13 protein-coding genes are annotated in these 12973 nt (G+C 63.7%); 1 reads left to right on the forward strand and 12 read right to left on the reverse strand.

The window, feature by feature from the left end:
- The 4 genes from ACR9ZH_RS14080 to ACR9ZH_RS14095 all read right to left on the reverse strand — a co-directional run.
- Window positions 1-1516, reverse strand: a 1516-nt coding sequence (locus ACR9ZH_RS14080; RefSeq protein ID WP_481291383.1) for a M56 family metallopeptidase, incomplete at its 3' end; no start/stop codon positions are given.
- A complete protein-coding gene (locus ACR9ZH_RS14085) occupies window positions 1516-1890 on the reverse strand; it encodes a BlaI/MecI/CopY family transcriptional regulator (protein WP_481291384.1) in 375 nt (124 codons plus the stop codon). The genes ACR9ZH_RS14080 and ACR9ZH_RS14085, both read right to left, overlap by 1 nt.
- 199 nt (window positions 1891-2089) lie before the next feature.
- Window positions 2090-2644, reverse strand: a complete 555-nt coding sequence (locus ACR9ZH_RS14090; protein WP_481291385.1) for an OsmC family protein — start codon at window positions 2642-2644, stop codon at window positions 2090-2092.
- A 117-nt stretch (window positions 2645-2761) separates the two neighbouring features.
- Entirely contained in the window at window positions 2762-3709 is a 948-nt protein-coding gene (locus ACR9ZH_RS14095) for an MBL fold metallo-hydrolase (protein ID WP_481291386.1), read from the reverse strand.
- A 173-nt stretch (window positions 3710-3882) separates the two neighbouring features.
- Here ACR9ZH_RS14095 and ACR9ZH_RS14100 point away from each other — a divergent pair, with 173 nt between their 5' ends.
- The gene (locus ACR9ZH_RS14100; protein WP_481291387.1) at window positions 3883-4437 is read left to right on the forward strand and encodes a TetR/AcrR family transcriptional regulator; all 555 of its coding nucleotides are present in this window, start codon (window positions 3883-3885) and stop codon (window positions 4435-4437) included.
- Window positions 4438-4554: 117 nt separating this feature from the next.
- Here ACR9ZH_RS14100 and ACR9ZH_RS14105 read toward each other — a convergent pair whose 3' ends face one another.
- Genes ACR9ZH_RS14105 through ACR9ZH_RS14140 form a run of 8 tightly spaced genes read right to left on the reverse strand, consistent with a single transcriptional unit; the run spans window position 4555 to window position 12905 of the window.
- A complete protein-coding gene (locus ACR9ZH_RS14105; protein WP_481291388.1) occupies window positions 4555-5331 on the reverse strand; it encodes a 3-keto-disaccharide hydrolase in 777 nt (258 codons plus the stop codon).
- Between the two features lie 20 nt (window positions 5332-5351).
- Window positions 5352-6263, reverse strand: coding sequence for a hydroxypyruvate isomerase family protein (locus tag ACR9ZH_RS14110; RefSeq protein ID WP_481291389.1), 912 nt, complete (start codon window positions 6261-6263; stop codon window positions 5352-5354).
- A complete protein-coding gene (locus ACR9ZH_RS14115; protein WP_481291390.1) occupies window positions 6260-7315 on the reverse strand; it encodes a sugar phosphate isomerase/epimerase family protein in 1056 nt (351 codons plus the stop codon). Before ACR9ZH_RS14115 ends, ACR9ZH_RS14110 begins: the two co-directional genes overlap by 4 nt.
- Window position 7316: 1 nt before the next feature.
- The gene (locus ACR9ZH_RS14120; RefSeq protein WP_481291391.1) at window positions 7317-7907 is read right to left on the reverse strand and encodes a gluconate 2-dehydrogenase subunit 3 family protein; all 591 of its coding nucleotides are present in this window, start codon (window positions 7905-7907) and stop codon (window positions 7317-7319) included.
- A gap of 10 nt (window positions 7908-7917) precedes the next feature.
- Window positions 7918-9609: a GMC oxidoreductase gene (locus ACR9ZH_RS14125; RefSeq protein WP_481291392.1), complete on the reverse strand. Its 1692-nt coding sequence runs from the start codon at window positions 9607-9609 to the stop codon at window positions 7918-7920.
- Between the two features lie 10 nt (window positions 9610-9619).
- Window positions 9620-10495: a sugar phosphate isomerase/epimerase family protein gene (locus ACR9ZH_RS14130; RefSeq protein WP_481291393.1), complete on the reverse strand. Its 876-nt coding sequence runs from the start codon at window positions 10493-10495 to the stop codon at window positions 9620-9622.
- Between the two features lie 17 nt (window positions 10496-10512).
- Window positions 10513-11718 carry an MFS transporter gene (locus ACR9ZH_RS14135; protein WP_481291394.1) on the reverse strand — a complete coding sequence of 402 codons (1206 nt, stop codon included), beginning with the start codon at window positions 11716-11718 and terminating at the stop codon, window positions 10513-10515.
- The gene (locus ACR9ZH_RS14140; protein WP_481291395.1) at window positions 11715-12905 is read right to left on the reverse strand and encodes a Gfo/Idh/MocA family protein; all 1191 of its coding nucleotides are present in this window, start codon (window positions 12903-12905) and stop codon (window positions 11715-11717) included. The genes ACR9ZH_RS14135 and ACR9ZH_RS14140 overlap by 4 nt, the downstream gene beginning before the upstream one ends.
- Window positions 12906-12973: the final 68 nt, after the last annotated feature.

Here is a 12973-nt window from a genome sequence, read left to right on the forward strand (position 1 = left end):
GACGTATGACAGAGTTCGCGAGCGAGCCATCCTTATTGAGCTGGATGAATACCTGCTGCGCGCCATGCTGATATTGGACGTCGTAGATATCCCAGCCGTAGTCCGTGACACCTTCGAACCGGTATGACTCGACAAGCCCGAGCTTGGCGACGCCTCCGGTATCCGCGTTGCTCAATATCTGGCGGAGAGTCTTCTCACTATCCGGATAGGGTTTCTGGTCCTTCACCCTGGCCGCCAGTTCATGACGGATTCTGTCCGCTTCCGCCCGATCCACACGAGGAGCCTGGATAACAACGCGTCCATGCTCGCGCACCATCAGCGACCTGACCTGATCGTCGGTGCCCTTGATGAACTCGAGCGTGACATCGATGCTCGGCACGGAAAACGTGGTGTCGCTGATGGTCGAGACATCAATGGTCCCTTGGGCCACAAACTGGCCAATGGGCGCAATGGTCAGCCCGTCTCCCTTACGCGCCACGGTCACGAGCGAGTAGTCACTGAGCCTGTAAAAGCCCGCGTAGGCGTCGAGAAGGCCCGAGTCCACGACGACCGTGACGTTGGCGGGTTGGCCAGGAACGACGGGTGGCGTTACCTCGGCCGCGAAGATCGCCATGCCGATGGCGACGCTGACCAGGGCAAACGCCAACGCACGAGCCCATTTCCCAGGCGTCGACAACATGATTCTGATCCTGCGCTCGAGGAACGACTTCGATTCCGACATCGCCGTGATCGCGCCGATGTACCCGGACTGGCTCTGTCCTACCTGGATCAATGTTTCGCAGTAGTCGCCCACGTCGCCACCACCGCCCAGGACGCGCGCATCGCAGTCGACCTCGATCGCGCAGCGAAGGCGATGAAACTGCCACCAGAGCAACGGATTCCACGGCATCGAGACCAGGAGCGTCATTGCCACGGCGACGAGCAGCGGATCACGCGCCCTCAGGTGCGACTGCTCGTGGGCCATGATGTAGCGCTGCCGCTCGGGCGATTCCTGGAGTACCCAGCCCGGCACGACGATGCGCGAACGGATCAATCCGACGACAGCGGGCCCGACGCTTTCGGAGACGAGCACGGGCAGGCCGCACAGGTTTCCCGGAGCCCATTCGCGCTTGCGTCGATGGAACAGCGCCGTGCCCAGGCCGAGAAACAACACCAGCGTGAGCGAGCTGCCTAGCCAGATGTCCCACAGGATCGTGTTGAGACGTGCCGACGAGGCGTAGGACCGGGTGCCACTCCAGTCGATCGCGCGTGTTGCCAGAGGAATCGATGTGATCTCGCGCAGGACCAGCGACCCGGAGCGGGAGGTGGTTGCGGTGGATGCCGCGGGCGTGGAGAAGCCGGGTCGCGGTAGGGAAACCGTTGCCATGGCCACCGGCAGCAGTATCGATGCCGCGATGACAGCCATCCAGGGCCAGCGAGAGGCGATCCGGCGATACCTGGCTGCCCGCTCCGCCATCAGGGCCGCGACGCTCAGCGCCGCCGCGACGAGAACGGCGTAGATCATCCAGGCAAGCATCAGGGCTTGTCCTTGTCCGTCCGCTCCGCGAGCAACTTGCGCATGCGGCTGATCTGTTCGGGACTCAGCTTCTGGTCGGAAACCAGGTGCGTGAACAGCAGTTCCGCCGAGCCCTTGAACAGCTTGTCCGTCAGGTGCTGTAGCGCATTCTTCCGTGCGGCCTGCTGCTTGACGCTGGCGAAGTAGCGGTGCCCGCGGCCCTCCTCTTCGTAGCCGACGTAACCCTTCGCCTGCAGCGTACGCAGCACGGTGAGCACCGTGGTGTAGGCCAGCTTGTCGCTCAGGCGATCGCGCACTTCCGATACCAGCGAGGGACCGTGTTCCCACAGCACCTGCATGACGTCCGCTTCGCGGTCGGTGAGCGAGATCTTCATGCGCGGCTTCCCCTGGAGCTATCTACTATATGTGTAGTAGATATAGGACAGCGGAAGCTGCGTGTCAACTATGGCTATAGTAGATCGGTTACGGAAAGCCGCGAGGGCATGAGCAAGCGGATACCGCCGCTGTCGACCGCTACCAGCGGCGGACTTCACTACTGGAAGTCCGCCTGCCATGTCGGCATTACGACCGTGCTTACGGGTTCAGGACTTCCAGCTTCGGCTTCATGCGGATGGCCTTCGAGAAGTTGGCCAGGTTTACAGAGGTCTTCATGACTACCCTATCGAGCTCCTCGACCTTTTCGCGCGAAGCCGTCGTGCGCAGGCGCACGATGTAATTGACCTCGTCGTATCCAGGGTTCACTGCGTCATCGAGGCCAAGGAAGCCACGAAGATCGAGTTCACCGTCCGTGTCGATCTCCAATGAGTCGACTGGAATGCCCATGGCGGCAGCGTTGACGATATAGCCTACCGTGAGGCACGCATTGAGGGCGGCCAGGAGGAGTTCCTGGGGGTTGGGTGCCGAGTTCCGGCCCAGCAGCTGGGTCGGCTCGTCCGCGGCAATTTCAAAATGCCGCTGATGCGTCTCGGTGCCGAGCATGAACTGGCTCACGGCCGCGACCGAGCGGGTCTGGCCCTCCCATCTGGTCTTGACGCTGAACTTCGCGTTGCGACTGGACGAGTTCTTTTCGACGTTCTGGACGAAGTTCTCGAGAGCGCCGACGTCGATGCCGTTAGGCAGGTTTGTCATCTGATTCTTCCAAGGTTGTGGGGTTCATCGGCGCTCACCAGGGAGGCCAATGGGGGATTGGGGCGAGCGCACGCGGATCGTGTTTCGCCCGGGTTGCGATGGCGATCCGTCAGTCCGTCAGTGCGTCGCGTCGTTGACGTAGGCGACCGGGATCCAGGAAAAATGATCGCCGTCGCGACGGACTCGCCCGATGCCGGGGAAATGCATGTGCGGCATGGCGACGAGATATCCCTGCCCGGCGGCATCGTTGAAGGCCTTGAGGCGTTGGGCGCCAGCGAGCTTCTGGTCTTCGTCGTACTTGATGGTTATCGACGGGTCGTCGAACTGGACTTCCTCGAGATGCACCGTATCGCCCCAGAACTCCATCTTTTGTCCTCCGTTCTCGAGGACGTAGTAGGACTGGCCCGGGGTGTGCCCATAAGCAGGAAGTGCATGGATGCCGGGGAATAGCTGCTCTTCACCCTCGAACGTCTTCACCTGACCGTCTCTCAGGTAGGGTCCGACGGTCGGGTCGACGCCCTTGAAGAAGGTCTTTGTCGGCTCCTGAGCTTTCGCCGCAGCGGCCTTGTCCATCCAGAACGCGAGCTCTCTTTTGCTGACATGAACCACCGCGTTGTCGAATACCTTATGCCCGCCAATCGATAACCCACCGGTGTGATCGGGATGGATGTGCGTCACGAGGATGTCGGTGACCTGGCTGGGTTCGAAACCCGCGGCCCGCAGGCTGACCGTCAGCTTGTTCAATGTAGGGCCGAAGAGTTCACCAGCCCCCGTGTCGACCAGGATGACCTTCTTGTCCAGAAGAATCAGGAACGCATTCACGGAGACGTCCACCGGCAGGCCGATATGGTCGCGGGCCAGTGCCTGCCTGGCTTCCTCGGGCCGCGATAGCTCCTTGGTCAGGTCGAGCGAGACGGTTCCGTCGGAGAGGGCAATGACGTCGACCTTTCCAAGCTTCATCCGGTAATACCCCGCCTGGCTCGTCTCGAGCTGGGCCTGCGGCGCGGCCGCGAATGCGGCTTGCGGCAAGACCGAGGCGATGCCAAGCAAGAACAGGCAAGCCATTCTTCCTAGTTGGTTGTAGCGAAACCTCGTTGTAAACATCCGAATCTCCAGTTTTGAACCGATCGGTTCAAAATAAGTCCGGGGGTCGGTTATTGCAAGTGAAAAGTTGCCCCATCCCCCATCCGAGGGACCCGGGAATTGAACGGAACGGTACGAATTGCTAGCTTGGGAGAATGGGCAGGCCGAAAAATTTCGACAGGACAGGCGTGTTGACGAAGACGCTGCCGTTGTTCTGGGCGCGCGGCTTCGCCGACACCGGCCTTCAGGACATCGAGAAAGCGACCGGCGTCAATAAATCCAGTCTCTATTCCGAATTCAAGAACAAGGAAGACCTGTTCGTCGCCACGCTTCGCCATTACGGCGAAACCTTCGAGGCGAATGAACTCCTGAAGCGGCAGCCGCTCGGCTGGAAGAATATTCAGGAATTCCTCGAACGCATTGCCGCATGCCCGGGCGGCAACAGGGGCTGTTTCGCCGTGAATTCGATGCGGGAAGTGGAGATTCTCCCTGCGGAAGCACGAGAGGTGCTCATCGCTGGGCGGAACGAGATGGATCGCCTGCTGGTCGAAAACATCCGCGCCGAGAAAACGAAGGCGCCACCGGAAGCGCTCGTGTCGTTGCTGTCGACCTTTTTTTCCGGCTTGTGCCTCGACCTGCATTTCAATGAAAGCAAGGCCGATGCCGCGCGCAAGGCGCGAGATTTCGTCAAGCTGCTCCGTACCATGTAAGGCAGCCGTGGCGAATGCCAACGGCGCTGACGCGGTACCAGCCTGCGGTCCGCTGGCAGGCTTCACGAAGGGAGCCACCCTGCGCTCCGCAGCGTTGCGCCGCGGAGCGCCGGCCAATCAGTCCAGCGGCCTCACCCAGATATTCCGGAAGCTGATGGGCTGGGAGTGGTCGCCGTGTGCCTGCAGCTTGATCGGCGCATCGGTGTAGGCCTTGTACTTGGGCTTGCCGATGTAGAAGGTCTCGCCGGTGAGCTCGGTGTGGTTCTGCACGAGCACGCCATTGTGGAATACCGTGACGTACGCCGGCGATTTCACCGAGCCGTCGGCGGCGAACACGGGCGCTGTCCAGACGACGTCATAGCTCTGCCATTCGCCGGGGTGGCGTGCCGCATTCACGAGGGGCGCTGCCTGCTTGTAGATGCTCGCGGCCTGCCCGTTGACGTAGGTCTTGTTCTGGAACGAATCCATGATCTGGAGTTCGTAGCCTTCGTCGCCGGGCCCGGTGGAGGCAAGGAAGACGCCGCTGTTGCCGCGTCCCTGCCCTTCGCCGGTGATGTCCTTCGGTATCTGCCATTCCAGGTGCAGTTGGTAGTTGCGGAAGCGCTGCCGGGTCTGGATGTTGCCGGTGGTCTTGTCTACCGTGACTACGCCGTCATGCACTTTCCAGCCAGCCGGAGAGTGGTCCTTCGATGCTTCCCAGCCTGCGAGGTCGCGGCCGTTGAACAGCACCACGGCATCGGACGGCGGCGCACCGTCCTTCGCGCCCGGCGTCACCACCTTGGGTACCGGTTCCCATTGCTCCGTGGCCTTGGGATCGTCCTGTGCCGATGCGCACGAGGAACCGATGACCGAGAGAGCGAACAGGGCGAGGCTCGTGGAGGTAAAACGCTTCATGGGCACTCCTGGAGTAGAGGTCATACCGTGCACGTCCTGAACGCGTCGGCAAACGATGCGAAGGGGTCCGGGTGCGACGGCATGAATTCATGCGCGAGGAAGCCCTGGAAGTTGAGGTCCGCGACCGCGGTGGCGATGGCGCGATAATTGAGTTCCTGCGTCCCGTCGATCTCGTGGCGACCCGGCACGCCGCCGGTATGGAAGTGACCGATCCACTGGATGTTGTCGCGGATGGTGCGGATCACGTCGCCTTCCATGATCTGCATGTGATAGATGTCGTAGAGCAGCTTGACGTTGGGCGAGTTGACGCCCTTGGCCACCGCCACGCCGAACGCGGTGCTGTCGCCCTGGTAGCCATGGTGATCCACCTTGCTGTTCAGCAGCTCGACGCACAGCGTGATGCCGTTCTCCGCCGCGTAGGGTGCGATCTTCGAAAGCCCGGCGACGCAGTTGTCGATCGCCTGCTGGTTGTCGATGCCCGCCTTGCGGTTGCCGAACATGGTGATCAGGTTGGTCACACCGGCGCGCTTCGCGAGCGGGATCGTGGTCTCGATTTCCTTGATCAGCGTGGCGTGGTTCGCCGGGTCGTTGAAACCCATTTCAATGAAGTTGTCCCGCTTGGCGGGATACCCCATGGACACGGCCATGCCGTTGTCCGTCACCACCGACCACTCGTCCACGTAGAGCAGATCGACGCCTGTGAAGCCGATGGCCTTGAGGCGCTTGCACAGCTCAGGCAACGGCGCCTTCGACGTCCAGCGGCTCAGCGACTGCTTGAGACGTCCGGGACCCGGCTTGCCCTGCGCGGACTTGCCGGCGTGCGCTTCGGCAGAGGCGACCAGCGGCGCGGCGCCGAGCGCGGCGGCGGCCGCGGCGAGATGACCCAGCACCGCGCGGCGGCTGCTGTCGGGCGAGTGGTCCGATGTGCTCATTCGAGTCCCAGGATGCTGCGGTTGAAGGCGCGGTCGCTGCCGCTCGCGGCGAAATCGTCGAAAGCGCGCTCGGTGACCTTGATGATGTGCTCGCGGATGAAGGGAGCACCTTCCATCGCGCCCTGTTGCGCGTCCTTGATGCAGCACTCCCACTCGAGCACGGCCCAGCCCGGATAGTCGTATTGCGCCATCTTGCTGAAGATCGCGCCGAAATCGATCTGCCCGTCGCCGAGCGAACGGAAACGCCCCGGGCGGTCGATCCAGGACTGGTAGCCGCCATAGACGCCCGAGCGTCCGGTGGGCCGGAACTCGGCGTCCTTCACGTGGAAGGCGCGGATGCGCTCGTGGTAGTTGTCGATGAACTGCAGATAGTCCATCTGCTGCAGGACCATGTGGCTCGGGTCGAAGAGGATATTGGCGCGCGGGTGATGGTCGACCGCATCGAGGAAGCGCTCGAAGGTCGCCCCGTCATGCAGGTCCTCGCCGGGATGGAGTTCGTAGCAGACGTCGACGCCGACCTCGTCGAACGCATCGAGGATCGGCTTCCAGCGCCTGGCAAGTTCCGCGAAGGCTTCTTCGACCAGCCCGGCAGGACGCTGTGGCCACGGATAGAACAGGTGCCAGGCCAGCGCGCCGGAGAACGTGGCGTGCGCCGTCAGGCCCAGGTGGCTGCTCGCCTTGGCAGCCAGCTTGAGTTGCTGCACCGCCCACTCCTGGCGCTCCTTGGTATGCCCACGCAATGCCGGCGGTGCGAAGCCATCGTACAGGCGGTCGTACGCGGGATGCGAGGCCACCAGTTGTCCTTGCAGGTGCGTGGACAGTTCGGTCACCACCAGACCATGTTCGGCCAGCGTGCCCGCGATGTCGTCGCAGTACGTCTTGCTCGCCGCCGCCTGCTCCAGGTCGAACAACCGGCGGTCGTTGGACGGGATCTGCACGCCCACGAACCCGAGCGACGACGCCCAGCGGGCGATCGAGGGCAGCGTGTCGAACGGCGCCTCGTCCGATGCGTACTGGGCGAGGAAGATGCCGGGGCCCTTGAGTGTCTTCATGTCAGATCTTCAGTTCGGTCTCGACGGCCCAGGCCCGGCCGTTGCCCGCCTGGGTCAAGGGAATATCGCCCTTCCAGGCGCCGGGAACGGGGTCGTACTGGAGCACCTGTGTGCAACCCGGCTTCGACAGGAAGAAGCCGAGCATCGTCAGCTTCTTGTTCATCAGCACGAAGTCGGCTTCCGGCGAGATCTTGCCGCCGACGGGCACGGCTATCGCTTCCTTGTGCAGCCTGGTCACCAACGCCTTTTGCCGGACCGGGTCGAGCTGGAGGAAGGGCTTACCGCCGGCCTTGTCGAAAGCCGCCATGGCCGTGAGGTAACGGGTCTGGTCGGCTTTGGTGTAGGCCGCCTGGAACATCTGGTCGATGAACAACGGCACCCCCGCGTCGACCGCTCCCGGGGTATCCGTGCGTGGAATCACGATGTCCGACACCGCGCCGATCAGGCTGTACTGCGCCGGATCGAAGAACTGCGGCTTCGTACCCGGCTTCTGCGATGCGGCGTGCGCATCGAACACCGCCAGCAACGACGGACCCGCGAGGGCACCGACGGCCAGCACGGACATGCTTTTCAACCATTCGCGACGATTCATGGCCGGATCCTCAGATATTGCCGCGCTTGAGTTCTTCCACGGCGTGGTTGGCCGCGCGTGCGGTCAGCGCCATGTAAGTCAGGGACGGGTTCTGGCACGCCGACGAAGCCATGGCGGAGCCGTCGGTCACGAAGACGTTCTTGCAGGCGTGCATCTGGTTCCAGCCGTTGAGCACCGAGGTCTTCGGGTCGCGGCCCATGCGCGCGGTGCCCATCTCGTGGATGCCGGCGCCGACGTTCGCCTGGATCTTGAAGGAGCGCACGCCGCGGTAGCCGGCGGCGGTCAGCATCTCCATCGCGTCGTCGATGATCGCCTTGCCGATCATGATCTCGTTTTCCTGGTGCGCGGCATCGAAGTTGAGGATAGGCAGCCCGTACTTGTCCTTGTGGTTGCGGTCCAGCGTCACGAAGTTCTTGTGCGACGGCAGCATTTCGCCGAAACCCATCATCGAGACGTACCAGGGGCCCGGCTCCTGCGCGGCGCGCTTGAGTTCTTCGCCCAGCGCCTGCTCATCGACGAGGCGGGTCCAGTCCTGGCGTCCCGCGCCGCCCTGGTAGCCGAAGCCGCGCAGGTACTTCTGCTTGTCGCTGCCGACGTTGCGGTAACGGGGAATGTAGAAGCCGTTGGGGCGCCGACCGGAGTAGTAGCGGTCTTCGTGACCTTCGACCATGGCGCGGGCGCCGCTGCCGAAGATGTGGTCCATGATGTTGTGGCCGAGTTCGCCGCTGTCGTTGCCGAAGCCGTTCGGGAACCGGCTCGAGGTCGAGTTCAGCAGGATGTGCGCGGTGCCGAAGGTGGACGCGCACATGAAGATCACGCGGGCGAAGTATTCGGTCTGGTGGCCGGTCTCCGCATCCAGCACGCGCACGCCGGTGGCCTTTCCCTTGTCGTTGTCGTAGATCAGTTCGTACACGATGGCGTTGGTCACCATCGTCATGTTGCCCGTGCGCTCGGCCGACGGCAGGGTCGACGAGTTGCTGCTGAAATAGCCGCCGTACGGGCAGCCGCGCATGCACAGGTTGCGGTACTGGCAGGTTCCGCGCTGCGGGCTCTGGTCATGCTTCAGCGGCGCGGAGAGGTTGGCGGTGCGGCCGATAATGAGCTTGCGCTTGAACTTGCTGTCCAGCTTGCCCTGGAAATCCTTCTCCACGCAGTTGAGTTCCATGGGCGGCAGGAAGTCGCCGTCTGGCAGCTGGGCCAGATGATCGGTATTGCCGCTGACGCCGATGAAATGCTCGACGTAGTCGTACCAGGGGGCGAGGTCTTCATAGCGGATCGGCCAGTCCACGCCCACGCCTTCCTTGCCGTTCGCCTCGAAGTCCATCTGGCTGAAGCGGTAGCTCTGCCTGCCCCACATCAGCGAACGTCCGCCGACGTGATAGCCGCGGAACCAGTCGAACGGCTTGGTTTCCTCGTACGGATTGTCGATGTCGTCGGCGAACCAGTGCTTAGTGGACTGGGTGATGCCGTAGAACGACGGGCGCGTATGCTTGGGCCACCGGGCGATGTCTGCCTGGGTCGGCTCGTCGCCGTAAGGCAGCTCCCATGGCGCCTTCATGGCCGTGGGGTAATCGCCGTGCTGGACCATTGGGCCACGGTCGAGCACGAGCGTCTTGAGCCCCTTCTCGGTGAGTTCCTTGGCGGCCCAGCCACCGCTGACGCCGGTACCGACGACGATGGCGTCGAATGTGTTCTTTTCCATGCCTATCCTCTCAGCGCAGCGGGCGCAGGTAGTCGTAATCGACGCGCGCGGCGTCAAGCGAGCTCATGCGGGCGAACGGCCCCTCCTGCTCGACGAAGCAATGCTTCAGTCCGGAGGCGTCGGCGGCCGCCATGATCGGTTTGTAATCGAGCTTCCCGTGGCCGAGTTCGGCGCCGGGGTAGTCTTTATGCTCGCCGGGCAGGAAATCCTTCGCGTGCATCAGCGGGATGCGGCCCGGGTTGGCCTTGAAATAGTCGGCCGGATTCTTGCCGCCTGCGGCCACCCAGCCGCAGTCGAGCTCGAAGTGCACGAGCTTCTTGTCCGTTTCCTTCAACAGCACGTCGTAGAACACCTGGCCGCCGCCCACATCGGTGAACTCGGCATGGTGGTTGTGGTACGCGTACTGCAGGCCTGCCTTGCTGGCCTTCTCGCCGAGGCGGTTCGCGTACTCCGCCGTGCGCTTCGCATCGTCGAGCGAATACGCCGGTTCGCCCGGCTTGTTCGCTTCCTTCTGCATGATCGACGGCAGCATGCTGCTCACGATGTATTTCGCGCCGAGCGTATGCGCGGCCTCGATGCCCGCCTCGAAACCGAGGCTGTCGAAGTGCATGCTCGGGCAGCCCAGCCCGGCTTCCTTCAACTGGTCGCGCAGGGTCTCGGCTGTGCTGGTGACGATGGCTTCGATCTCCGTATAGCCGATCGACTTCAGCGCCTTGAGCGTGCCGACGGGGTCGGTCTTATAGGCGTCGAGCACCATGTAGAGCTGGATGCCAAGCCCCTTGCCCTTCGACGCGGCGGCAAGAAGCCGTCCCGGCGCGCCTAGGCCGAGCCCCAGCGCCGCACCGCACAATGCGGAGCGCGCAAGGAACTGCCTGCGATTCATCATGAAGGTGTTCTCCCGAATCAGTGGGTGCCGACGACGGCAGCGGCTGCGGTGGCCTTGCGATCCTTGAAGAGCAAGACGAAGAGGGCGAAGACGAAGGCGGCGAAGGTGCCGGCGATGATCCAGATGGCATGCCAGTCATGCGTCGCGTCGCCGCGCGTATAGGTTTGCACCACGATGCCCGACAGCCAGGAACCGACGAACATGCCGAGGCCATAGGTCAGGAAGGTGATGAGTCCCTGCGTGGCCGCACGCAGCGCGGGCGGCGCTTCGCGGTCGATGTAGATCTGGCCCACCACGAAGAAGAAGTCGAAGCAGACACCGTGCAGGACGATGCCGAGCCAGAGCATCCACATCAGTTCCCCTGTGCCGCCGAAGGCGAACAGGCCGTAGCGTACGACCCAGGCAAGCATGCCCACCGCAAGCATCCACTTCACGCCCAGGCGCCGGAAGAACCAGGGAATGAGGAGCATGAAGAACAGCTCCGACATCTGCCCGCCGGTCATCTTGCCGGCGGCGTTGACCACGCCGGCCTCGTTGAGGAACAGGTTGGTGAAGGCGTAGTAGAACTGCAGCGGGATGCAGATCAGGAACGAGGCGAGCGCAAAAATCGCCATCGAGCGTTCGCGTAGCAGGTGCAGCGATTCGAGCGGCAGTACGTGGCGCATCTCGAAACGCGTGTTGCGAGCCAGCGGCGGCGTGGGCGGCAGGGTGAAGCAGTAGCCCGCCAGCACCACCGAGAGAGCGGCCGCCAGGAGCAGCGGCGAGGCCGTCGCCTCCACGCCCCACGCGCCCACGACCAGGCCAACGACGATCCAGCCGAGGCTGCCGAACACGCGGATGGCGCCGAATTCTTCCTGCGGATCCTTGATGTGGCGCATGGCGAGCGAGGCGGTGAGGGCCAGCGTCGGCATGTAGCAGAGGCTGTAAGCCAGCAGGGGCGCGTATACCAGCGCGAACGTGGTCTGCTGCGCGGCGATCGCGAGCAGCACCGCGCCGAGGAGGTGCAACAGGGTGAGCACGCGGCGCGTATCGAAGAGCCGGTCGGCCAGCAGGCCCACGAACAGTGGCGAGATGATCGCGCCGATGGCGGTGGTGCCCGCGACGGCGCCGATCTCGGTACCGGTGAAGTGCAGCGTCTTGCCGAGCCAGGTGCCGACCGTGACGTACCATGCGCCCCAGATCCCGAACTCGAACAGCATCATCACTCTAAGGCGCCACTTCATCCGCGTTTCCTCGTTGTACGTGTGGGTTCGAGGGGATCTTCGACCGGCTGCCACAGGCCACCGGCCGCATGGCTCCTGAGCATCGCATCCACCAGCAGGCTGTTGCGGTAGCCGTCGGCGAAGGTAGGCAGCGCGACGGGCTTCGCATCCGGCCGGGCACCGCGGCGGATCCACGCGTAAGCGTCGGCGATCACGTTGCGGAACGCGTCCGCCCAGGCTTCGGGATGGCCCGCGGGAAGGTGTGCATAGCCTCGCGCCGAGGGATCCATGAGCGCGGGATCGCGCGTGAGCACCGTGTTCGGCTTCGCGTGGTGCCCGATCCAGAGTTCGTTAGGCTGTTCCTGGCGCCACGCCAGCGAACCTTCGCGCCCGTTGACCTCCAGGCGGAGGTCGTTCTTGTGGCCGGGAAGCACCTGGCCGACGGTCACGCAGCCGCGCGCACCGTTGTCGAACCGGAGCAGCACACTGGCCAGGTCTTCGCTGGTGATCTTGCGGCGTTTCCCGGCGGTCTTCGCCGCGCCCGCGAAGGCCTTCGCCGAGGTGTCCGGCGCTTCGCGCACGGGCACCACGGTATGCAGGTCGGCCAGCACGGCGACGATGCGCGCGCCGGTCACGTGCTCGGCCAGGTCGCACCAGTGCGAGCCGATGTCCCCCAGCGCTGAACTGGCACCGCCGAGCTTGGGATCGAGCCGCCACGTGTACGCGCGCTCGTCGGTGAGCCAGTCCTGCAGGTAGCAACCGTGCACGAACACGCTCGAACCGATCTTGCCCTTGGCGATCATCGCGCGTGCCTGCTGCACGAGCGGGTAGCCGCGGTAGTTGAACGTGACGATGTGGGCGAGGTTGGCCCCGTGGGCGGCTTCGTAAAGCTCGCGCGCTTCCTGCATCGTGGCGGCCAGGGGTTTGTCCGAGATTACGTGCTTGCCGGCCCGCAGCGCCGCCAGCGAGACTTCGCGGTGCAGATGGTTCGGCGTGGTGTTGTGCACCACGTGCACGGCAGGATCGGCCAGCAGGTCGCGGTAACCCGCATACGCCTGCCCTGCATTCAGCTCGCGCGCCCGCTTTTTCGCGGATTCCAGGCTGGAACCGGCAATGCCGACCACCTCGACGTCGCCCAGGCGCCGCACGGCATCGAGATGGTGCGCGGCAATGAAGCCGGGGCCTACGAGTCCTATGCCGAGCTTCATCGATCGATTGTCCTGGCGCTTGTCGATGCCGACTGGCTTGCCATGTATGTCCCCCGACGGCCCGCCGC

This window comes from Luteibacter sp. SVR4-7G, from assembly GCF_056755555.1.